At 60.1% G+C, this 21,895-nt stretch carries 20 protein-coding genes and 1 tRNA gene; 7 read left to right on the top strand and 14 right to left on the bottom strand.

Features of this window, described 5'->3' with window-relative positions; all coding sequences use genetic code 11:
* Positions 1-16: 16 nt before the first annotated feature.
* Genes WG939_RS07090 through WG939_RS07100 form a run of 3 tightly spaced genes read right to left on the bottom strand, consistent with a single transcriptional unit; the run spans position 17 to position 2,470 of the window.
* A complete protein-coding gene (locus WG939_RS07090; RefSeq protein ID WP_339984119.1) occupies positions 17-1,321 on the bottom strand; it encodes a PP2C family protein-serine/threonine phosphatase in 1,305 nt (434 codons plus the stop codon).
* The gene (locus tag WG939_RS07095) at positions 1,322-1,759 is read right to left on the bottom strand and encodes an FHA domain-containing protein FhaB/FipA (RefSeq protein WP_339984121.1); all 438 of its coding nucleotides are present in this window, start codon (positions 1,757-1,759) and stop codon (positions 1,322-1,324) included.
* Positions 1,760-1,762: 3 nt separating this feature from the next.
* On the bottom strand, positions 1,763-2,470 hold the full coding sequence (locus tag WG939_RS07100) for a DUF3662 and FHA domain-containing protein (RefSeq protein WP_339984123.1): 708 nt from the start codon (positions 2,468-2,470) through the stop codon (positions 1,763-1,765).
* A 110-nt stretch (positions 2,471-2,580) separates the two neighbouring features.
* Between WG939_RS07100 and WG939_RS07105 the strand changes: the two genes are divergently transcribed.
* Positions 2,581-2,663, top strand: a tRNA-Leu gene (locus WG939_RS07105).
* 40 nt (positions 2,664-2,703) lie between these two features.
* Here WG939_RS07105 and WG939_RS07110 read toward each other — a convergent pair.
* Positions 2,704-3,987, bottom strand: coding sequence for an HNH endonuclease signature motif containing protein (locus WG939_RS07110; RefSeq protein ID WP_339984125.1), 1,284 nt, complete (start codon positions 3,985-3,987; stop codon positions 2,704-2,706).
* A 216-nt stretch (positions 3,988-4,203) separates the two neighbouring features.
* Between WG939_RS07110 and WG939_RS07115 the strand changes: the two genes are divergently transcribed.
* The gene (locus tag WG939_RS07115; protein ID WP_339984127.1) at positions 4,204-4,443 is read left to right on the top strand and encodes a hypothetical protein; all 240 of its coding nucleotides are present in this window, start codon (positions 4,204-4,206) and stop codon (positions 4,441-4,443) included.
* A gap of 828 nt (positions 4,444-5,271) precedes the next feature.
* Here the strand turns inward: WG939_RS07115 and WG939_RS07120 are convergent.
* The gene (locus tag WG939_RS07120; RefSeq protein ID WP_339984131.1) at positions 5,272-7,257 is read right to left on the bottom strand and encodes a catalase; all 1,986 of its coding nucleotides are present in this window, start codon (positions 7,255-7,257) and stop codon (positions 5,272-5,274) included.
* An 84-nt stretch (positions 7,258-7,341) separates the two neighbouring features.
* On the bottom strand, positions 7,342-8,346 hold the full coding sequence (locus tag WG939_RS07125; protein ID WP_339984133.1) for an App1 family protein: 1,005 nt from the start codon (positions 8,344-8,346) through the stop codon (positions 7,342-7,344).
* Positions 8,347-8,484: 138 nt separating this feature from the next.
* Here WG939_RS07125 and WG939_RS07130 point away from each other — a divergent pair, with 138 nt between their 5' ends.
* Positions 8,485-9,738, top strand: coding sequence for a cytochrome P450 (locus tag WG939_RS07130; protein WP_339984135.1), 1,254 nt, complete (start codon positions 8,485-8,487; stop codon positions 9,736-9,738).
* Here the strand turns inward: WG939_RS07130 and WG939_RS07135 are convergent.
* From WG939_RS07135 to WG939_RS07145, 3 genes are all read right to left on the bottom strand, one after another.
* A complete protein-coding gene (locus WG939_RS07135; protein ID WP_339984138.1) occupies positions 9,735-11,105 on the bottom strand; it encodes an L-aspartate oxidase in 1,371 nt (456 codons plus the stop codon). The genes WG939_RS07130 and WG939_RS07135 overlap by 4 nt on opposite strands.
* Before the next feature lie 78 nt (positions 11,106-11,183).
* A complete protein-coding gene (locus WG939_RS07140) occupies positions 11,184-12,032 on the bottom strand; it encodes a hypothetical protein (protein WP_339984140.1) in 849 nt (282 codons plus the stop codon).
* 36 nt (positions 12,033-12,068) lie between these two features.
* Positions 12,069-12,704, bottom strand: a complete 636-nt coding sequence (locus WG939_RS07145; RefSeq protein WP_339984142.1) for an MOSC domain-containing protein — start codon at positions 12,702-12,704, stop codon at positions 12,069-12,071.
* A gap of 21 nt (positions 12,705-12,725) precedes the next feature.
* Between WG939_RS07145 and WG939_RS07150 the strand changes: the two genes are divergently transcribed.
* Together WG939_RS07150 and WG939_RS07155 are read left to right on the top strand one after the other, a co-directional pair.
* The gene (locus WG939_RS07150) at positions 12,726-13,172 is read left to right on the top strand and encodes a DoxX family protein (protein ID WP_339984144.1); all 447 of its coding nucleotides are present in this window, start codon (positions 12,726-12,728) and stop codon (positions 13,170-13,172) included.
* A gap of 587 nt (positions 13,173-13,759) precedes the next feature.
* Positions 13,760-14,359, top strand: a complete 600-nt coding sequence (locus WG939_RS07155; protein WP_339984146.1) for a hypothetical protein — start codon at positions 13,760-13,762, stop codon at positions 14,357-14,359.
* Positions 14,360-14,601: 242 nt separating this feature from the next.
* On the opposite strand, the gene WG939_RS07160 is transcribed toward WG939_RS07155, so the two are convergent.
* On the bottom strand, positions 14,602-15,558 hold the full coding sequence (locus WG939_RS07160; RefSeq protein ID WP_339984148.1) for an LLM class flavin-dependent oxidoreductase: 957 nt from the start codon (positions 15,556-15,558) through the stop codon (positions 14,602-14,604).
* A 157-nt stretch (positions 15,559-15,715) separates the two neighbouring features.
* On the opposite strand from WG939_RS07160, the gene WG939_RS07165 reads away from it, so the two are divergent.
* The gene (locus tag WG939_RS07165) at positions 15,716-16,390 is read left to right on the top strand and encodes an ABC transporter ATP-binding protein (RefSeq protein WP_339984150.1); all 675 of its coding nucleotides are present in this window, start codon (positions 15,716-15,718) and stop codon (positions 16,388-16,390) included.
* On the top strand, positions 16,384-18,600 hold the full coding sequence (locus tag WG939_RS07170) for an ABC transporter permease (RefSeq protein WP_339984152.1): 2,217 nt from the start codon (positions 16,384-16,386) through the stop codon (positions 18,598-18,600). The genes WG939_RS07165 and WG939_RS07170 overlap by 7 nt, the downstream gene beginning before the upstream one ends.
* 6 nt (positions 18,601-18,606) lie before the next feature.
* Here the strand turns inward: WG939_RS07170 and WG939_RS07175 are convergent, their stop codons facing one another.
* The 4 genes from WG939_RS07175 to WG939_RS07190 form a co-directional block, all read right to left on the bottom strand.
* Positions 18,607-18,960 carry a hypothetical protein gene (locus WG939_RS07175; RefSeq protein WP_339984154.1) on the bottom strand — a complete coding sequence of 118 codons (354 nt, stop codon included), beginning with the start codon at positions 18,958-18,960 and terminating at the stop codon, positions 18,607-18,609.
* Between the two features lie 52 nt (positions 18,961-19,012).
* A complete protein-coding gene (locus WG939_RS07180; protein WP_339984156.1) occupies positions 19,013-20,209 on the bottom strand; it encodes a hypothetical protein in 1,197 nt (398 codons plus the stop codon).
* A gap of 12 nt (positions 20,210-20,221) precedes the next feature.
* Complete coding sequence (locus tag WG939_RS07185) at positions 20,222-20,887, bottom strand: hypothetical protein (protein ID WP_339984158.1); 666 nt, start codon at positions 20,885-20,887, stop codon at positions 20,222-20,224.
* An 83-nt stretch (positions 20,888-20,970) separates the two neighbouring features.
* Positions 20,971-21,813: a hypothetical protein gene (locus WG939_RS07190; RefSeq protein WP_339984160.1), complete on the bottom strand. Its 843-nt coding sequence runs from the start codon at positions 21,811-21,813 to the stop codon at positions 20,971-20,973.
* Positions 21,814-21,895: the final 82 nt, after the last annotated feature.

Here is a 21,895-nt window from a genome sequence, read left to right on the forward strand (position 1 = left end):
TCTGTGCGTCGCCAGGTCACTTGCGTACCTCCCGGCAGTTCACGCCCGGCGTGGTCAAATCACCCGGCGTCGTCTCGTCCTTCTTCTCGCCCTCATGTGTCACACACTCAGGCAACAGCTGCTCAGACAGCCTGGTGACCTGCTGCATCACTTCGTCATAGGAACCAGCCGGCATCGCCGCAACGGAACCGCGTGCGTCGGGCTTGATGTCCTGGACGGTGAAGGGGGTGCAATCGCCCTTATCGACGACCTTCAGCTTCCCCTCCTCCAGGCATGCCTGCTGGTAAGTCTGGTGCAGGTCCTTCCCGAAGATGGTTTTGTTGAAGCCTTGCTCAATGACGATCTGGTCGTCTTTGGTGGCGACGAAGAAAGTGTCCTTGCGTTTCTGCATGGCCAAGTAGCCGAGGCCGGCGAGCAGGCTAATCACTACGACGGCGACCACGAGTCCGAGCCAGGGGCGACGCTTCTTAGCGGCTGCTGGGATTTCTACTGGCTGGCGCGATTTGTCCACCATGGCGGCTGCGCGTCCAGCGGAGGTGTCCGGCCGTGGCTGTTCTGGTTCCCCGGTATTAAGCGCTCCCGCGGTCACGGGAAGCTCGGGCACTTCGTCATCGCCCGAAACCACATCCGCAATTACTACAGTTACGTTGTCTGGGCCTCCGGAACGCAGTGCGAGTTCGATCAGGCGAACTGCTGCGTCGTGTGGGGTGCCTTCCTTCAGTGCGGTCTCAATGGTGCTGTGTGTGACGGGATCGGAGAGGCCGTCGGAGCACAGTAGGAGGCGGTCACCGATCTGTGCGTCCAGGAATTGCAGCGTTGGCTCAACTGGCTGGCCCGTGTAGGCCTTCAGGATCAGGGAGCGTTGTGGGTGCGTGGATACGTCTTCCGCGTCCAACTCGCCCTCATCGACGAGTGACTGGACGTAGGTGTCGTCCCTGGTGATGCGTTCCAGCTTGCCGTCGCGGAGTCGGTAGCCGCGGGAGTCGCCGACGTGGAGGAGTCCGAAGCGTTCGCCGTCGAAAAGCAGGGTGGTGCAGGTGGTGCCCATGCCGGCGTTTTCGGGGTGCTTGTCGGCTTCTTCGGCGATGGCGACGTTGGCGTCGTCGGCGACGGTGCCGAGGAGGGCGAGGATGTCGTTGTCTGCGGGGTCGGCGTCGAGGACCCGCAGGTGGTTGATCATGATTTGGGAGGCGACTTCGCCTGCTGCGTGGCCGCCCATGCCGTCGGCGAGCGCGAGGAGGCGGGGGCCGGCGTACGCGGAGTCTTCGTTATTGCCTCGGACGAGGCCGCGGTCGGAGGCGACGGTGAAGTTGAGTTTCATTTATGGCTCCAACCTGACGGTGGTCCGTCCAATTTTGATGTCGCTGCCGACCTGGACTTTTTCTGGCTGGTCGATGCGCATGCCGCCGAGGTAGGTGCCGTTGCGGGAGGCGAGGTCTTCGACGAACCAGTCGTGGCCGCGGCGGAAGAGGCGGGCGTGGCGGCCGGAAGCGTAGTCGTCACCGACGGTGAAGTCTGCGTCGTTGCTGCGGCCCATGGTTATTTCCTGCAGGGTGGAAATGTCGAGGTGGGAGCCGGTGAGTGGGCCGTCCACAATTGTCAGGAGGCGGGGCTGGCCTTTGGCTTTGAAGGTCGGCTTGGTGGCGGGGCCGGCTGCTTGGCCGAGGTCTTTGCGGATGGTGCGCACGATCACGAGGATGAAGAGCCACAGCAGCGCGAGGAGGCCGATGCGGAAGATGAGCAAAATTCCGATGTCCATCTGCTATCCCTTCGTGATTCTGACTTCGATGCGCGAGTGCCCCATGGTAATGACATCGCCGTCGGCGAGCATCCAGTTATCAACTGGCATGTCATTCACAGTGGTTCCATTGGTACTTTGCAGGTCGGTGAGAACTGCGTCTTCGCCGTTCCAGGTGATTTCGGCGTGTTCGCGGGAGACGCCGGTGTCGGGGAGACGGAGGTCAGCTTCGGTGCCGCGGCCGATGATGTTGGATCCTTCCCTCACTGTGTAGGTGCGGCTGGAGCCGTCTTGCAGGAGGAGGTTGAGGTGTTGCGTCACTGGCTTTTCTTCCACTTCATCGATGCTGGAATTTTCGTCGCTGCTGGAATTCAGTTTTAGCTGGCCGGTTTTGAGGGATTCGCTGGCTTGGATGCGAACTGTGATGGGGCCGACGGCGACCCAGCCTTGGTTGCGGAGGTGGCGCGTCATGAGGTCGGCGAGGTCTTCTTCGAGGCGTGGGTGCTGCTCGGCGAGGTTGTCGCGGTCTTGGCGGGAGACGAAGACGTCGTAGATGTTGGGCGCTTCGACCGTTCCTTCATAGGTATGGACGCGTCCGTCTTCGGCTTGTTGTTTGAGCGCTTCTTCGATTTCTGCGGGTACAACGTTGCCGCCGAATACTCGGGCCAGCCCATTATCGAGTCCACGTTGCATTGCTGAGTCGAGCCTTGCGAAACGATCCATCAATCCCACGAGCACACCTCCTTCGATTTTAACGTGTCCAGTATAGGGGCATTAGCTGCGGATTTGTAGATTTGCAGGTGGTACGTGCTAAGTTATTGGAGTCGCAATTGATGTTGCTCGGGCGAGTGGCGGAATGGCAGACGCGCTGGCTTCAGGTGCCAGTGTCCGCAAGGACGTGGGGGTTCAAGTCCCCCTTCGCCCACAGAAGGTAGAGCCCCGGTCTTGATAGGCCGGGGCTTTTACTATGCCCGGAGTTGGGCCCCGGCTGATTGGTTGGCGGGGTAGGAGTCATTGAATTGTGGGGGCGCGCCGGGTTGTTCGTGGTAGCCGACGCGTTTTGTATTGGGGCAGCGTTCGGCGTGGCCCCGGTCGGGTCTTCGTTTGGTGTCATCGTTGCTGGTGTGGTGGTGTCTGCAGAGCAGGGTGAGGTTGCTGAGGTCGGTGTGTCCGCCTTGGATCCAGGCTGTGATGTGGTGGGAGTCGCACCAGATGGCGGCTTGGTCGCATCCGGGGTGTGTGCAGACCCCTTCGGTGACTGCGAGGATGATTTTTTGTTCGATTGTGGCGTGCCGCGAGTGGGTGGCCGCTGCGATGGGGTCTCCTTCGGGGCCGTGGAGCAGGCTCATGCCCTTGCTGGTGATTCCCAGTGCGAGGAGTTCGTATGGGGTGAGGCTGTAGGAGGTGTTGGTCCGGATCTGGGTTGTGTTGTTGAGGTTCAGTAAATCGTTTTCGGTGAGGGACAGGACGATGGTGCCGAGGCCTTTGCGGTTGGTGCTGGACAGTAGGCGTTCGTGCTGGCGGATGATGCCCATGAGTGCGTCGTAGCGCTTCTGGGTAAAGGTGCGGTTTTCGTTGTTTTGAGCTGCTGCGCCACCGCGGATGCTGTTGGCTAGTGCGGCTTCGAGCATTGCAGCGTCGGCGGCGGGTGCGTAGCCGGAGAATTCGACTCCGCCGTCGCGGTCTTGGGCTCCCATGCGGAATGAGCGTTTACGACGGGCGCGGGTCGGATCAGGATCGAGTTGATTATTGAGTTCGTTTACCCGGTTACGTAACAACCTGCGGGTTTCATCGGGGCTGACAGCTTTCAGGGCAGTGGAGATGAGTTCTGGGGTGTGGCTCTTGAGTGAGTGGTCGAGCTTCTTCAGTTCTCTATCGATAATGCGTGCGGTTTCGCTGGATATCGATTGTTGGGCTATGGCCGCCTGGCATTCGGCAGCGATAGGGTCGCCGGCGCGGTGGAGCCTGTTGGCTAGGTCCATGCGGTGCATCGCTTCAGCTCGAGAAAGGCCGAGGCGTTTGGTGAGGTAGTCCAGTGTCTTCGCGGAGCCAACCTTTGAACCTGATCCGGCAGCCATGGCGGAGTAGGTAAAGGAGGCGTCGAGCTGGGTTTTGATGTGGAGCGCGTGCTCTAGGAGCTCGATCGCTTCGTGGTGTTGCTCAAAGGCCTCAGCGGACGGCGTGGCGAACTGGTGTTCCAACAATTCGAGATCATGTCGAATTCGTTCAACAACGTACTTTAGGTCCACCGAGGTCACCCCCTTCAAGCATGTAACTCTTGGCCTCGGTTATGACTCCATATTAGAACAGATATGCGTCCCAGGTAAACAAACAACGGGTTAACAGTATGCGAACTTTAGGCGTCGACAAGCGGCCCCCCAAGCGGACCGAAAGCAAGCAACAAGCGGACCGAAAGCAAGCAACAAGCGGACCGAAAGCACGGCCAAACCAACTACCCTAAAATCATGACCACCTGGAAACCCCCGCAAAAATGGCACTTGGCTCGAAAGAAGCGTTTCCGAGTAACCGTGCGGACCGCGCAGACAATAACCCAGCGCGACCTCGGCGGCGTCACATTGACTCCGCTGGATGGCGGACTCGTACAAGTAGAAAGTTCTGGCGAAGACGCGCTCGATTCGCTGAGCTATGCGCTCAACGAATATCTCACTCAACCGTTTGAGGTCGTTGATGAGGAGGTTTTATAACCGAGCCCCAGACACCCCATGTCCAGCGCGAGGGCGGTAGGGGTCATGAACTTGCGCTCAAATTCGGTGCCCATGAGCTGCGGCAATGTGTTCCCCAGGAATGCAATACCTAAAAGACGGAGCGCCAGGAGTTCCCGTTTCGAGCTTGCCGAACCAGCGGCCCGGGCGATAAGCACGCCCGCCGGCACTAACGACACCAGGCTGCCAATTGCGATCGCTCGTCCCGTTGAATCCGATTGAACGCGGCCACCATTTACCCGGGTAACGGACAGCGAACCTGTGATGACGCGCGCATGGGTCTGGACGGTCGCACCCCATCCGACCAGCGCCAATGAGCTTGAAATGGGCTGTAAATCGGTTTCAGAGCTTCAGAAAGTCCAGAGTTAACGTTAGCGTGCTCTTTTGAGCTCATCGGTAGGAGCCTTGTTCTACTTCTTAAAAGAGCAGGTCAAGATGATGAAGTGTACATTGCTGTCTTGAATGACCGTGGGCGCGAAAGTGATTGCCCAAACCTGCGCGCGAATCTCATAAACCGCAGATGCTTGAGGCCAATCGCAGCTGGACCCACGATTTCGAGCGAGTTGAATCCCTGGTTAGGCACAGGCTCCTGCTCCCCGCCAGGAGTAAACCACCGAAATTGATTCAGATATCCCATCGAATCCCCCAAGGTCGCCTCCATTTGAGGTTCCGCGCCACAGTGTGGGCCAGCACGCTTATCGACGCCCCATCGACCTCAGCTGCATCAGGGTGCCCTCGTAAAGGGACGTCCTTACCCAACCGTTTGAGGTGCTAACGGAGGAGGTGCTCCGCTAGCACCACGTGGCTCCGCTAGCCCCAGGTGCGGTGCTTCGGCAGCTGGCCAAGCACTTCTTCGACAGACTCGGATACTGGCTTGAAGTGGCGCTTTGCTTCCTCGACGAGCAGTGCTACCTCCGGCAGATCCGGCTGCTCCACAATCACCAGGGCATCGAACTCGGTGGACCGGGTGGTGGAGTAGGTGCGGTTGATGCCGTCGCCACCAGTCTTGGCGATCACGAGCGGTGTCACACCCGCATCCTTGAGGGCTGCGACCTGGTCGTCGGCGTGGCCGTCGGCGGTGAGGATGCCGACGGTGCGGCCGTCGATAGGCCAGGTCTTACCCAGCTGGGATAGCGCCTTGGAAGGGGTGACCTTGGCGACTTCGTCGGAGGTCGGTGCCTTCAGGCCGAGTTCGGCAGCGACAGCGGAGCACAGCTTCGGGGAAATGCGGGCCAGGACCGTGAGGGCGCGTTCCTTGATGGCCTTCTCGTAGCACTTGCCCAATTCGAACGCGTAGGCGGAAGCGACGTGATCCTGCTCGACCGGGGTGAGGGATTCGAAGAACAGGGTGGCCTGCGAGAAATGGTCATCAAAGGAGGCCGGCTTTTCGCGGGTGAAGGTACCGGAGACGTCCTGCGGGACGTCGATGAGCGTTGCCTCGCCTGCAATGAACGGGCAGCCCGCGCCGAGGGAGTTCGGGTTGTACGGGGCGCCGCCGTGGATCGCGGTTTGGTGCATGCCGTCGCGGAAGTTGTCGTTGACTGGCGCGTGCGGACGGTTGATCGGCAGCTGGGAGAAGTTCGGGCCACCCAGGCGGGACAGCTGGGTGTCCAGGTAGGAGAAGAGTCGGCCCTGGAGCAGTGGGTCGTTGGTGAGGTCGATGCCCGGCACCAGGTGACCAGGGTGGAAGGCGACCTGCTCGGTTTCGGCGAAGTAGTTCGTCGGGTTCGCGTTCAGGGTCATCGTGCCGATGATCTGGACGGGAGCGAGTTCCTCTGGAACGAACTTGGTTGGGTCGAGGAGGTCGATGCCCTCGAAGGTTTCCTCCGGGGTGTCAGGGAATACCTGCACGCCGAGGTCCCACTCCGGGAAGGCGCCAGCTTCGATGGCGTCGGCAAGGTCGCGGCGGTGGAAGTCCGGGTCCATGCCGCCGGTGAGCTGCGCTTCCTCCCACACCATGGAGTGCACGCCGAGCTTCGGCTTCCAGTGGAACTTCACCAGGCACGTCTCGCCGGAGTCGTTGATCAGGCGGAAGGTGTGGATGCCGAAGCCTTCCATCATGCGGAGCGAACGCGGAATGCCTCGGTCGGACATGTTCCACAGGGTGTGCGCGGTGGCCTCGGTGTGGAGCGTGACGAAGTCCCAGAACGTATCGTGCGCGCTCTGGGCCTGCGGAATTTCGCGGTCAGCGTGCGGCTTACCTGCGTGAATGAGATCCGGGAACTTGATCGCGTCCTGGATAAAGAAGATCGGCATGTTGTTGCCCACCAGGTCGAAGGTTCCCTCGGACGTGTAGAACTTGGTGGCAAAGCCTCGGGTATCGCGCACGGTGTCTGCGGAGCCGCGGGAGCCCAATACAGTGGAAAAGCGCACGAAAACAGGGGTTTCCACGTCCTTGGCAAGGAACCCGGCCTGGGTCAGCTTCGCCGCCGCCCCATTGGCCTTGAACACACCATGGGCACCAGCGCCACGGGCGTGAACTGCACGCTCCGGGATGCGCTCGTGGTCAAAGTGAGTGATCTTCTCGCGGAAGTGGTGATCCTGCATGAGCAGTGGGCCGCGACGGCCAGCCTTCAGGGAGTGGTCCGTGTCATTGATGCGAGCGCCCTGCTGGGTGGTGTGGAAAGCGCCCTGCTCGCCGAAGTCGGCCGGGTTGGCGTGAACCGGGCAACCCGTCGGGGTGTGTGGCTTCGGGCTGCCCTGGTCTGGCTTAGGAGGGATCGGCCCACGCGGATCCGTTGGCTCTGCCTTCTGAGCTGGGGTGGAGGTCGGTACTCCCGGTACGTCGTGATTCATAGCTCTCCTAACCTCGATGAGTGTGTGACTCCACAGTAGGGGAAAGTGATCACAAATGTTCCGCCTCCTGGCCCTAAGTGTTGCCTAATCGTGATCGTTCAGCTTGGCGGATTCCAGGCGCAACGCCGCGCCATCGCTGCCCTCGATCCATGGCACCGGGGTGTAGTTGGTGCCGGATTCTATTGGAGTGGCGGTGCCGTGAGCCAGGACGTGTTCGCCTGGGGTGAGCTGGCGAATCGCAACCATGGTGACGCGGTCCGGGTGCTCGGATACGAAATTTCCGTAGATCAGCGGGTCGTGCTGGCCGTCGTCGCCGACGAGGATCCAGTGGATATCCGGGAAATCGATGACCAGGTTGCGCAGCTGAACCTTCTTGTGCTCCTGGCCGGAACGGAACATGCCGGTTGCGGTTGGGCCCCAGTCGGTGAGCAGCATCGGTCCACGTGGGAAGCGGTTTTCCTTCAGGAAGGTATCCAGTGCCGGGAAGGTATTCCACGCGCCGGTAGACAGGTAAAACACCGGCATGTTCTCGCCGAAGCGCTCCCGCAAAGCCTCGTAGAACGAAGCCATGCCAGGAACGGCCTTACGAGCATTGGTACGCAGGTACCAGGAGTTATATGCGGCATGGAGGGCGCGGGGGAGCATGGTGACCATGACCGTGTCGTCAATGTCGGAAATCAATCCGTAGCGCACGCCGCGCTCCAGGACGAGGACGTCGGCGTAGGCCGGATCGCCACCCTCAATCTCGAGCTTCACCTGCTGCCAGCCAGGCTCCAACCCGTGATCCAAAACGGGAACGTCGATGTAGCCGTTGTCGTTGGTGCGGGCGTGCACGGTCTGCGAACCGGCCGTGATCGTCACCGGCACATCAGCAACCTGGACCGTGAAGAACTGGCGGAAACCACGCTGCGCTTCGGAAGAAGGCTCATCGCCCTGCATCAACACACGCGCTAGCACACGCACCCGATCCTGGTCACCGTAGCCGTAATAGCTGGTTACCGCGGGCCGCCACCCGGCCTTCACCGCACGCTGCTTACCGACGCGATTGATTGTCTTTTCTACCGAACGAGCAATATCAGAAAGTGCCATGAACCCCAGCGTAGCCATAACCCCGGTCACGATTCCATAACCATTCGACCAGCGAATACTCACAACAACGACGCGAAACGCTAGCGCCGTTACCTCGCAGTAGCCCGAGTGCTGCCAAGAATTCGGACAATAGGAGACATGGAACTCAAGAACATGATCAAAGATGAAGCAGCCAATTTCATTTCGCAGGGCTACCTGTTTGCGGGCAGGGTGCGTCGCAAAGCGGGCTTTGCCCCGGACAGCAACCAGCCGGTGACCTTTAACCTCCTCGGCACCCCAACGGTGCTTTTGCGCGGCAAGGAGGGCGTGCGATATTTCTACGACACCACCAAGGTCAAGCGCGAAAACGCGATGCCGAAGTTCATTTCCACCCCGCTGTTCGGCAATGGTGCGGTGCACGGCCTGGATGGCGACGCGCACCTTGAGCGCAAGAAGATGATGGCCGACATGGCCTACGACGATGCGCGCGTGGAGAAGTTCAAGCAGCTCGTCGCTGAAGAGGTCGAAACCATGGTGAGCAAGTGGCGCGAGAAGGAAGGCAACGTGTACGACGATGCCGCCATCGCCTATGGTCGCGCCGCATTCCGCTGGGCCGGCGTGCCAATGTCCGACGCCGAGATGGAAGAAAAGGCCACCCAGTACTCCCGCCTGCTGGACACCTTTGGCAGCCCGCTGACCAACATCGTGTCCTGGCGCGAGCGTCGCAGCCTCGACGCCTACTTTGCCGAGGTCATCGCGAAGGTCCGCTCCGGCGAAACCCCCGTCGACGAGGACTCCGTCACCGCGCACATCGCCGCCTCCGACCTCGACGACACCACCGCCGGCATCGAACTACAAAACCTAACGCGCCCGACCGTCGCGGTCTCCCGCTTCGCTGCCTTCGCCGCCGCGGCCCTCGTGGAGAACCAGGACTGGATCGAGCGCATCCGCACCGCCGCAAACGGGCAGCTTATCGACGTCCCAGAAGCCATCGCCTTTGCCCAAGAAGTGCGCCGTACCAAGCCTTTCGTTCCGATGCTCCCGGCAACGGCTACCCAGGACGGCGAGGTATCCGGTTGCCCAATTAAGAAGGGCCAGCGCGTCCTCATCGACATCCTGAACACCAACACCGGCTCCGACTGGGACAAGCCTGGCACCTTTGACCCGTCCCGCTTCCTGGGCGTGGACGGCGAATCCATCGACACCTTCATCCCGCAGGGTGGTGGCGACGTCTACACCGGTCACCGCTGCCCAGGCGAGAAGATCGCCGTGACAGCGCTGTCCGTCACCATCGCGGCGCTGTGCCGCCCAGAGGTGCAGATCTCCGATGACCAGGAGGACACCACCTTCTCCTGGACCAAGATGCTGACCCGCCCAACCACCGGTGTGCGCGTAAAAGCAGTAACGGCCTAGCCCGCCGGGTCGAAGCTGTGGCAGCCGAGCGTCTGGGGTCGCTTCATCGCGGCCAAGGCGATCTGCTTGGCCACCACGACGGCCCCGGCCTCGGGTAGCTCTTCCAAGACCGAGAGGGCATCGCGCAGCCCGTCAAAGGTGCGCATGATGCCAACGCCCCTGGTCATCGCGTTGCGGAGCATGGCCCATTCGGCATCGCTGAGCTGCGGGCGGACAACGCCTGAGAGGCGAGCGCTGCCCGCAATGCCACCGGCTGCCACATCTTCCGCCACGCGCTTACCCACAACGAGCCCCTCCAACAGGGAGTTGGAGGCGAGACGGTTGGCACCGTGCAAACCGGTGCAGCTGCATTCACCCGCGGCGTACAGCCCGGTCACGCTGGTGCGACCATGCGCGTCCACGGCAATGCCACCACAGGTGTAGTGTGCGGCAGGCGCGACCGGCAGCAGGTCCTTTGAAGGATCCAGGCCGATCGTCGCTGCACCCTTGGTCACGGTAGGAAAGCGCGAGGTCACCTCCGGGATGGAACGGGCATCAAGGAACGCCTCGCGTCCGAAGATCGCCCGGGAGACCACGTCACGCGGGGCGAGGTCATTTTCGGTCAGTCGGTTCCCAGAACGATCCACCAGATGCGCGCCCTCACCGCGCAATGCTTCCGTGAGCAGCGGTTTCTGCCCATTGCCAGGGGTGCGCAGCACAGTGGGGTGGAACTGGATGAACTCCATGTCTTTAAGCGTTGCACCAGCATCCAGCGCCAAGGCCATCCCTTCGCCGGTCGCTCCGCGGGGCGCAGTGGTCGCCTCGAAAAGCTGACCGCAGCCGCCCGTGGCGACCAGCACATTCCTTGCCTCAACCTCTCCAACGGACGTCAGCAGGCCAGTGGGAGTGATGGCTAGGACGTCGCCAAGCAGCACCTCAACCTCGGTGACCGCGGCGATCAGCGCGCGCTCAATTTCGGCACCGGTCGCGTCCCCGTTGGCGTGGATGATGCGCCGGCGCGAATGCCCGCCCTCCAGCGTCCGGTTGTACACCCCGCCGCTTGAATCAAAAACGGCACCGTTGCCGATGAGCCATGCCACGGCATCCGCCGCCGCGCCGATGATGTCCGCGGTCGCCGGGACATCGTTATGAAACACACCCGCACGAACGGTGTCCTCAACATGCAACTGTGGGGAATCATGCAGTTCAGCGGGCTGATCGGGCAGCCCCACCACGGCGAGTCCGCCCTGCGCGTAATGCGTGGCGGCGCCGGGGAAACCCCGCCCATGCCTATCGACGACCACAACCGCCAGCCCCAGTTCATGGGCGCGCCGGGCTGCGGAGAGTCCTGCGACTCCACCACCAATAATCGCGAGGTCGTATGCCATAGGAAAACTGTACGCCCGCTATTTTTTCAGGCAAAAACACTCACCCATTGGATAGTGCATTGGTGCGAAAACGCAGCGCTAGCGACGTTTTGTCACAGCGGTCACTAGCCCCGTGAGCAGGAGCAGCGCCAGCACGCCCGCTACGGCGTACAGCCCGTACTTCTTGGTTGGTGATTCCTTCGTGTTCATGGTCGACGGCTGGCTCGGGCTTTTCGCCGCATCGGTCGGGGTGGCCGCTGGCTGCGAAGAGTCCGTGAGCGTGACAACCGCGATGGACTTGCCGTCCTTCACGGCCTCCATGATGAACGGATTATCCGGCGTCTGGCCCTCTGGGTAGGTCAGCGTCAGGGTGCGGGCACTCTTGTTGATATCCCGCTTTACGCCCTTGATTTCCTTGCCGTTGACGTCCAGGTAGCGCAGCTTCACGCCCTCGGTGGCGGTCCCGCCGAACTTGCTTTGCAGGCTCATCGCCTCGGATAGTCCCAGCTTGGCCACGATCGTGTTGCCCTCAATCTTCGCGTCGAGGTGGATCTGTTCCGCCTCCGCGCGGTCGGGTTCATTATTTGCTTTGGAAGGCTGCGGGTTCTCCTCGGATGCCTCAGGAATTGCAGGAATAGCTGGCACTTCCGGTACCTTCGCCCCTTCCTCCGCGATTAGCGTGACGGTGGCGTTGTAGCCCTGCGCGGACACAGGGACGCTCACACTGCCCGACTCGGGCGCGGTCACGGTGACGGAGCTGCCCTGGGACGATACTTGCCAACCACCGCCGCTGTAGTTGGCGGTCACGGGGATCCCGAGGTCGATAGTGGTGGTTTGACCTGCTGGAACGCTGTATGGTCCGCCGACTAGCGACTGAATGTCCTGGGCGTATGCGGGTGCCGGCGCCACGATGGCGACAGCGATGACAGGTGCAATGAACTCTCGCATGGTTTCGCCTTCCCTTCGTCGTGCGTGTTGTTCAACCTACCCGAAAAGTCGGGCGCGGTAGCGCTGCAGGTACATCTCCGGCAGGGCATTAAATTCAACGATTCGGCGCATGGCCTCCTCCGATCCCATGTGCGCGGCGAACGCATCGACCATGGTGATCCCGTGGTCCGGCGCCTCACCCAACTCCAGCACTGACCCCGCCGAGATCCGCCCCGGCTCCACCACCCGGAAGTACGCGCCAGCCCGCCCTCGCTCCGAGAATGTCCGCGCCCAGCCCTGCACACCGAGCCACTGCGCGAAGGTGCGGCACGGCGTGCGCGGAACCGAAACTTCCAGCACCGCCTTATCGACGGCTACCCGCTGCCCCAACACCAGGCCGGAAAGATCCAGATCAACGGTGGTGAGATTCTCCCCAAAGTGGCCGTCGGGGAAGACGTCGCCAAGCAGCGAACCCCAGTAGTCCAGCTCCTCACGCTCATAGGCGTACACCGCCTTGTTGGCGCCGCCGTGGTGTTTGCTGTCGCCAACAAAATCGCCGCGCACGCCCGATCCATCGCCATAATTCGGGCCCGGGGCGAACACATCCAGGTAAGCGACGGGCTCCTTGGAGATACCCGTGACACGGCCAGGAGTTTGCGGAGCGAGATTCGTTGACTTCACTATTGGGGACATAGCTGCAATATACTTCCAACCATGTCAAAGGTCCTCGATATCATCTCCGCCATCGCCCGCTTTTACATGGCATACGTGTGGATCCACGCGGGCATCGCGAAGCTTGGTAAGCACATGGCGATGACGCAGGCCATCACCGCATACAAAATCTTCACCCCAGAATGGTCCTCCTACCTGGCACAACTCATCGGACCCCTCGAAATCGCCGGCGGCGTCCTCCTACTCCTCGGCATCTTCCTGCGCCACTCCTCCAAAGTCGCAGCCGTCGTCCTCATCCTCTTCATGATCGGCATCGGCCAAGCCTGGGCCCGTGGCCTCGCCATCGACTGCGGCTGCTTCAACGTCGAAGGCCTTTCCGACGACCAAACCATGGACTACCTCAAGACCCTGGCGCGCGACGCCGGATACCTCTTCCTCACCGCATGGACCATTTGGCGGCCGTTCAAGCGATTCGCCATCTACGCCTAACGAAATCTTTCCCCCATTAGGACTGCCTGCCTGGTGTTTTCCCAGGTCGGCTTGTCCGAATGGGGGATGTTTTTGTCTCCGCCGGAAATCTTTCCCCCAATCGGACGCCCTGTCCTGGGCTTTTGCCGAAAATCCAGTCCAAAGACGGGAAAGATTTCCCCACCCCGGAAATCCATCCCCCATTTGATCCACCCCTCCTGGGCAAACGCCAGAAATCCGTCCCAAATACGGGATGTTTTTCCCCAAATGGAACCTTTTGGCCTGTTCCATCAGTCCAAGTAAGTATGGAGCATTTACCAAAATTAAGGTCTGAGATTCTGTCGTCTGGTGTTTCTAGGAAACAATTTGGGGAGGATTTTTGTCGTGTCACTAGGGGCGTGTACCTGCCGCGGGCGTCGATACCGCCGGCTGGGTTGATGGGGTTGTCGGTGGGCACGCGCGCGTTTGCGTGTTTCTTGCGTTTCCCGAGTTCGATTATTGGGGGTTGGGCGGCGGCCCAGTATTGGGGCCTGCGGTTTTTCTTGGAGGGGGCGCCGGTGAATGTGCATTCGCGGTCGCGTTCGTTGGGGGAGGTGCGCGATCTGAAGGTGCGTCATCATTTTTTGGTTCGGGATTTGTGGGCGCGGACGGAGACGGTGCGTTATGTCCTTTTTGAGCAGGCGCTGATTGATTGCCTCGTCGACATCCGCGATGGCGCCCACGCGTGGTGGGTGCCGGCCGTGGAGGGGCTGTCGCCGAAGCAGGTCATGTCGATCCAGCTTATCGACGCCTTCCGGAACATCCAGAAGGTTTCCAAGGCTCGATTGTTGGCAGCGGCTCATCATCGCTTTGACCGGGAAGTCCTGGAGGACTATTGGCGTCAGAGCTGCGCGAACGCGCAGTCTCCTTGGGAGACGATCCTTCGACTTACCATCCGCGACCTCGCCCAATGGACCCCACAGCAGCCCTTCCATGACGCCACTGGTTATCAGTACACCGTCGCCGATTTTGTCTCCACGCGCCACCGTGTCGCTGCCTTCTACGATGGTCACCACCACAACGAACCAGCCCAGATCGCCCATGACAAACTCGTGGACCAGAAGCTCCTCGAAGCCGGCTGGTATCCCTTCCGGGTAACAAAAGAGCAGCTCAAAGACGCACGGGCTTTGCGACGCCGCCTAGCCAACATCCTCAACCGCCGCAACTGAGGAAATCTTTCCCCTCTTAGGGACGGATTCCTGACGTTTTCCCAGGACAACCTGTCCAAAGAGGGGAGGTTTTTCTTCCGGGGCGAAATCTTTCCCGTGCTTGGGACGGATTTTCGGCAAAACCCCAGGATGGCCTGTCTAAAGACGGGAAAGATTTCCCCGACGACCAAAAACATCCCCCAATTAGGCAGGCCGACCTGGGGAAACGCCAGGAAAGCATCCTAAAGGCGGGAAAGATTTCCTCAGACCCCGAGTAGCTGCCGCACCCGCGGAATGACCTCGGTGCCGTACAACCGGATGCATTCCAGGGAGTCTTCGTGTGGGTGGAGTCCGCAGGTGTAGCGCAGGTAGAACCGGTCGAGGCCGAGTGTTTCTACGGTGGTGGCGATTTTGCGGGCGACGGTTTCGGGGGAGCCGACGAAGAGGGCGCCGTCTTCGACTTCGTGGAGGAAGCGGTCGTATTTTTCGCGGTCGCTGGTTGTGCTTCCGAGGTTGTGGGACCAGGGGTCGAAGGCGCGGGAGCGTGCTTCTTCGTCGGTGGGGGCGATGATGCCTGGGGCGAGGAGGCCGAGTGGGTTGTGGGCTTGGCCGAATCTGGTGTTGGCCATGCGGTAGAGGTCGGTGAATGGTTTTTGTTCGAGGGGGTCGCCGCTGTTGACCTGGAGCATGATTGGGATGCGGTAGCGGACGGCCTGGAGGATGGCGTCGGAGCGGCCGCTGACTTCGATCCAGGTGGGTTGGATGTGGCAGTCGGCGGTGATGCGGCACCATTCGTCGAGGTTGGAGTTGAATTCTGGGTCGGTTTCGGTGACGTCGGTGTGGTTGCCGATGATGAAGCGATCGCGGTCCAGGACTAGTTCGACGCGGCCGTCGGTGGCGTCGATAAGCGTGTGCAGTTGTTCGTGGCGTGGTTCGAGGTCCTCGGTGGCGATTTTGCCGATGGAGGTGCACATGTTGAGGGTGGTGGTGCGCTTGCCGATGTCGAGGACGACGTCGAAGGGGTCGAGGCCGAGGACGGAGCGGGAGTAGCCTTCGCTGACGCCGAAGAAGTCGATGCCGCTCTGTTCTGCGCAGATGGCTTCTTCGATGGTGTTTTCGTAGGCGTTTTCGGAGTAGCACAGGGGGCTGCTGTTGCCGAACACGCTAAATGAGGCCACGCCGAAAAGGGGTCCACGGCCAGGTTCGTTGACAAGGGGCATTGCGCTACCTCGAGAAGGAAATGATAGTTCTTAAAGGATTGTATCGCTGTTATGTAACCGTAACAATAAAAATGGTAGAGCGCTTCGTTAAGAAAGGCTGAGTTGGGCCGACTCACTACACTGGAGGAGTCCTGACCGCGTCGACAAGGAAGCCCCCATGACCGAATCTGTGATTTCAGCTCGCCATCTCCAGCACACCTTCGGTCGCGCGGATGCCCAGGTGACCGCGCTAAATGATGTCAGTGTGGATATCCCCCGGGGGCAATGGACGTCGATAATGGGCCCCTCAGGTTCCGGCAAAACGACGCTGCTGCACACCCTCGCGGGGCTGAGCGTCCCCGATCGCGGGCGCGTGCTTCTCGACGGCACAGACCTCACTCGCCTGAATGAAAACCAACGCGCGAAGCTACGTCGCACTAAAATCGGCGTGATTTTTCAGGAGTTCAACCTCGTTCCCGTGCTGAGCGTGCAGGACAACATCAAGCTGCCGCTGCGGCTCGCGCACCAGAAGATCGACAAGCAGTGGTACGAGGAAATTGTTGAACGACTTGGCCTCGGCGGCCGCCTGAAGCACCTACCTCACGAGCTTTCCGGTGGCCAGCGCCAGCGCGTCGCCATTGCCCGCGCCCTCCTGCCACGCCCCGCGATCATCTTCGCCGACGAACCAACAGGCAACCTCGATTCCGAGGCGGGCGCGCAGGTGCTGGAGCTGTTCCGCACGCTTGTCGACGACTACGCCCAAACCCTCGCCGTGGTGACCCACGATCCGGCAGCCGCTGAGCGCGGAGATCACCTGATCACCATGCATGACGGCAAGGTGGTCGCATGCTAAAGCTGGCATTAGGGCAGCTCAGGCACCGCTTCGCGCGCTACCTGTCCCTCTTCTTCGCAGTGTTCGCCGCGGTCGCGCTCACCACTGGCACGGTGGCGATCGTGCAGTCGCTGCAATCTACGGTGGGTGGCCTGTTTGATAAGCCGTATGCCGGCGTCGCCCAGGTGGCGCAGGTGCGCAGCTCGGAGCCGCTGACGATCCCGGAGGGCGCTGTGCTGGAGCAGCAGACGTCGGTGTCGGTGAAGGTCGACGGCAATCTGTATGACCAGGTCACCGCGCGTTCCATCGCGGAGGGCCCCTTGCAGTGGCGTGCCATTCAGGAGGGGCACTTGCCGCATGGCCCTGGCGAAATCGCCGTGTCCGATGACACCCCGCTCGGCACCGTCTACCAGCTGAAATCCGGCCCCGTGACGGTGGTTGGCCGCGTAGAGCAGAGCGCACAGGAGCAGCTGAACGGCGCACGCACCCTCTTCGCCGATCCCGCGACCATCAAGGAATGGGCGGGCACCACCACGGTGGGCGAGCTGCGCTCCCCAAAGCCGATTGAGAAACAGCAGGGCATCACGGACATCACCTCCGCCCAGAAGCACACTCAAAAACTTGCTGATAAATACCTAGCCAAGCGCGGCCAGTACTTCCTGCTGCTCAGCGCGTTCATGGCGGTGGTCGCTGTGGTGGCCATGCTGGTGATCTTCTCCAGCTACTCCGTGATCGCCGCGGAGCGTCGTCGCGAATACGCCCTGCTGCGCGCCGTCGGTGCGTCCGCCCCGCAGCTGCAAGGTTCCGCCGTGCTGGAAGCCCTGATTCTGGGTGGCATCGCCGGCGTGTTGGGCGCTCCCGCGGGCATGTGGGCGGCGAAGTGGGCCGGTACGAATGCGGGCCGCTTCGGTATCCGCGTGCCCCTCACCGACGTCTCCATCGACCCCCTATGGGCCGTGGCCATCGCTCTCGCCGGCATTGCCGTGTGCGTGCTCTCCGCCCTCCCGGCGGCCAGTGGCGCCATCCGTTCTCCGCTGGTCTCGTCCTTGAGTGCCAGTGCTCCGCGCGCCACCCTATGGGGCCCAGTCGTGCTGGTGCTGGGCGCCGCGCTCGTGGCCGGTGGCTGGTGGTACATGCCGCGCGCCAACGGAATCATCGATGCCATCGGCGTCGCCGGGCTCATCGTCTTCGGTGCCGTGCTGCTGCTCGCCGTGGTGCTCCCGTGGCTCATCTTCGCCATCTCCCGCCTGCTTTCAGCCCTGCCATCGCTGCAGCTCGGCATGGCGTTTGTGGGTAGGCAGCGCCTGCGCGCCGGGGCCCTCGTCGCGATCGTCCTCGCCGGTTCGGCGCTCGTCGCCGCGGTGCTGTCTGGCCAGCAGCGCATCGAAACCCACCTGCTGTCCACGGCCACGAATAAGGGCGCGGTGGATGTCGCCGTGCGGGCGCTGGATAACACGGCGGAGCAAGAGCTCATCGACGCCCTCCTCGCCACCCCAGGCGTCGCCGCCGGCGTTGCCCCCACCGCACTGCCCGTCAGCTTTGGCGGTGCCTCCGATTCGGCGCTTGCGCTCCTCGACACCGAAGGCGCCCCCGTCCTCCGCGGCCCCGTCACGGGTGCCCGCCCCGGCGAGCTCGTCCTCGGCACCAACTCGCCGCTGCGCAGCACGCTTAGCGACGGCCAACAGGCCACCATCTCCGTGCGTGGCCTTGAGCATGACCTGACCGTCCGCTACAACGACGGCCTGGAAACCTTCATCGACCCAGTAACCACCCCGATGCTGCCAGCGGTGGTCCGTCCGGGAGTGGATACTCGCATGCCTAGGCCATTCGTGCTGCTGCGCCTGGAGGGCGACACGGATCAGAAGGCGGACTCGCCTGTTTTGAAGGACTTGCGCAGAGTGGCCGCTGGCTCCGCCGAAGAGGTGTCCTTCCAGGAGGCTTTCAGTGCGCGTCAGGACATTGCCGACATGACCGCCCGCGTGCTCACTCTCTCCACGCTGATGTCCATCGTGGCGTTGCTCGTCGCCCTGGTGGGTGCCGTGAACACCGTGATCCTGATGGTCCGAGAACGACGCCAAGACCTATCGCTACTGAGCGCCATCGGCGTGGGTAGCGCAGGACGATTCACCATGCTGGCAGTCGAACTCATCGTGTTGGTCATTCCAGCCTTTGCGGTCGGCTGGCTGCTCGGCGGCTGGATCGGCGACTGGGTTGCCGGGGTAGTGGTCTAATCCTCATTACGGGAATCGCTGAGGTGGGCGGACCTTCGTCATCTCCGCAGTAGGAGCACCTTGATCCGTCCGCGGAGGCGGATCCTCGCGACCAATTGGAAGTGGAGCAGGAACTGGTTGCTCCTTCGGCGGTTGTTCGATGCTCGTAGGCACTGGTTGAGGCTGGTGTTCAGGGGCTGGGTTTGGGGCGATGACCTGCTCGGATGTGGTTGGTTGAGTCTTTGTTGGGGTCGGGGTAACCGATGTGGTTGCTTGGGGAGTGGTTTCCGGCGTCTTTTCGGGTGCCTCTTCTGGCGTTTTGGAGCAGGCAGTGAGGGCCAGACAGCTCACCACCGTGGCAGTAACTAGGCGCAAATGCATGGGATTCCTTGAAGAATTAAAGGGTCTCTTCAATTCTGCCGGAGAATGGCACCTAGCGGGTGTAGCTAGCTGTGATGTATTGTCGCAGCTCGGTCTTATGGTCGTTATCTGCGGGGCTGTACCATTCGATGCCTGCGTTTTGCAGTCCTGATTCCAATGATGGGCGAACACCAGCCGGCAGGTTCTGATAGAGCTCTGGATCGGCTTTGATCAGGAAAGATAGGTCCATCGCTTGTGCATCGCGAATGATGCTGTCTTCCAAGCCTCTAACCATTTGTTGGGCGAGATCGGGCCTTCCGAGCCAGCAAACCAATAACGCGCTCAAGTCCACCACGAAATTTTCACCGAGGGCATAGTGTGGTCGCATCGGAGCGGAAACATTGCCCAAGTTAAAGGGTTTTCCCGCATATTGAAGGGTGGCCACTGCAATGGCCCACTTCCTGAACAGCTTTTCTTCCTTCGGGTTAGCTACGGAAAGCAAGGAGGACTGCAGGTTCTCGCGCTCGAAATGATCGACGATCAATATGGTTCCAGCTTCCGAAAGTCCCTGAACAACTGGGGCATTTTGGTAGCCAGCAATCGCAAAAGGCGGGAAGGTTTTGTTCTTGGCGTAGACAGAGTTTGATTTCAGCTCTGTAGCCTCGATGATCGAGCCAAAAGACATGTATTCCCGCTGGAAAGCTTCAGATGAGAGTAGTGAAGCAATACCCAAAAAAGACCAAGAATTGGTGCGGAGCGGTGTGTCAATGATGTTGGTGGACACGATGAACGGGTCGTACTTTTCAAAAAACACTCGTTCACGTGAGAACGTCCCGCCGAGGTCCATAGACACTAATTGCGTATCAGCAGGAAGCAGGTGGCGTGCCGCCATAGAATCCAGGCCACCCGAGAAATTGAGGATGGCTCCGTGTCGTGAAATTTCGGTGAGTTTCTCTGTTTCTGATGAGGATACTTCTGCCTTCGTCCAGTCAGAAATCCGCGAATTGATCTCGGCAGAGACACCGAAGTCAAAGTGGATACGATCGAATGCTTGACCAGCCAGGGTGGATAAGGCGTTGGCCAATGAATTGCCTGACACTTTTACGTCTTTATTGAATTCAAACGTGATCGATATCGGCTTTTCAGGGAGTAAACGAATGAATGGCTGAAAAATTCGAGATGGGGATAGACGTTCAGTGGACAAGTTAGTCCTGAGCACAATTTTTCGGTCAGTCCAAACCACAGGGTGAAATGAAAGGATTGTACTCATTAATCGTCCTTCTTAAGGCTCGGCGACGGTGGGGGATGCGTTTGCAACGCCAACAGGTGGGGTAGGAGTTCGTTCATCGGCACCCCCGGGCTCATTTCCAGGAGTGGAGGTCACCCCTCCTTGATACTGCAGGTCAGTGGTTTGTGCTTGAGAAGGCGGTGTGTATGCGGGCACCGGTTGGTATTGAGATGTCACAGTGGTCCGCTGCTGAAAGCTAGAGGTAGTCACTTCGGGAGCCGTAGGTTCCGTGCTCGGAGAAGGCGATGGAGTTTCTGAAGTGGTGAAAATCGGTGTTGACTCGACAGACTTAGTAGGTGTCATCGGTGCCGGGTAGTTCTTGATGCCCTTCAACTTGTTGTGGCCGTGTGGCAAAAGGATGAAGGCAGCTACCAAACATACGATGCACAGCACGACGTACGGCGCTAATACCGTTGCGTTCGGCTTCTTCAGCTTAGGGCCGGGAGTGGAATCGAGCTTGGAGCGGTCATCTGGAGAAAGCAATGACCGGACATATGCGTAGTCGCGGATAGATGCTCCGTGGATTGCCTCCGCGCGAACCCATCGGCGCCTGTACTGAAGCAAACCAAGACCAAGCACTATTCCTGCGAAGCCAACGGCAGCGACAGACTTGTACAGGGGCGCGGGGCGGAAATAAAGAAAACCTGAACTAGCGAGCAAAATTAGTCCACTGAGCAGGCTCAACCACACAAAAATGGTGAGCCAGTGGCGCCTTCTATTAAACATTCTCATGTTTCAAAGCTCTAGTTTTCGAACAGCTCGTCGGCGAAAAACTCCGCCCAATTTCCGTCAACGGCAGCGGCAAATCCCAGGATTCCCATTAGTAGCATCCGTGGTACAGGTGAGTGCCCTTCTCCCCAGTCACCCAGGACGAGTTTCCAGCGGTCGTCGTGGTTGGCCACAGCGTCACGCCATGGATTTAGGTGATTGGCAATGTGGAAGTCGTCGTCTTGGTTTTGGAAATACGCAACAAAATTGGGGAAGGACTGCGCATACAACTCCGTCAGATCAAAGGTGCAGTTCGAATCAGCTAATTCATTGCCTGACCAGCACGCATCGCGGTACATCTTTACTGCATTTGCGTAGTACCGGTTGATATTGGTTTGAGGGTTTCCAACCACAGCCAGTGATCCCGGGAAGCAGTGGGAGTAGTACAAAGCTGCAAAACCACCTGCCGACGGGCCAAAGAAGACCAAGTGTTTGGCGTTTGGTATCGAATCTTGAACATGCGCAATGATACGTACAAGGTCATCTTGCAGTGTGGTTCCTTCAATTCCGGCATACCAGCCAATCGAGGAACCGCGCTCCAATGCTGGCTCACACACGTAGACAACATTGGCATCCACATCTGCAACAGTATTCTTTCCAACAAAAAGCGGGAGGGACGTCTCGTTTGGATTTACTGCCCCATGAAAAATGACAATGGTTGTGGAAGCACTACGATTTTCGACCATAATGTCGAGAAAACTACCGTCGAAACCAATGGCGTGGAGACCATCGGAGGTTGGTACCGACAGGAAATCTTTAATATCAGAGTAAACAGTCAGATCTGCCGGATAACGCGAGTAGTTTCTTCGGATTGGCATATTCGGAATTGTACTCAATCGGTGAATGCGTCAATAAACGTTCGCGACTACGCTTGTAATAATATTGCTATTGCATTTTGTC

The organism is Corynebacterium sp. H130 (assembly GCF_037572395.1).
In the GTDB taxonomy this organism is placed as follows: domain Bacteria; phylum Actinomycetota; class Actinomycetes; order Mycobacteriales; family Mycobacteriaceae; genus Corynebacterium.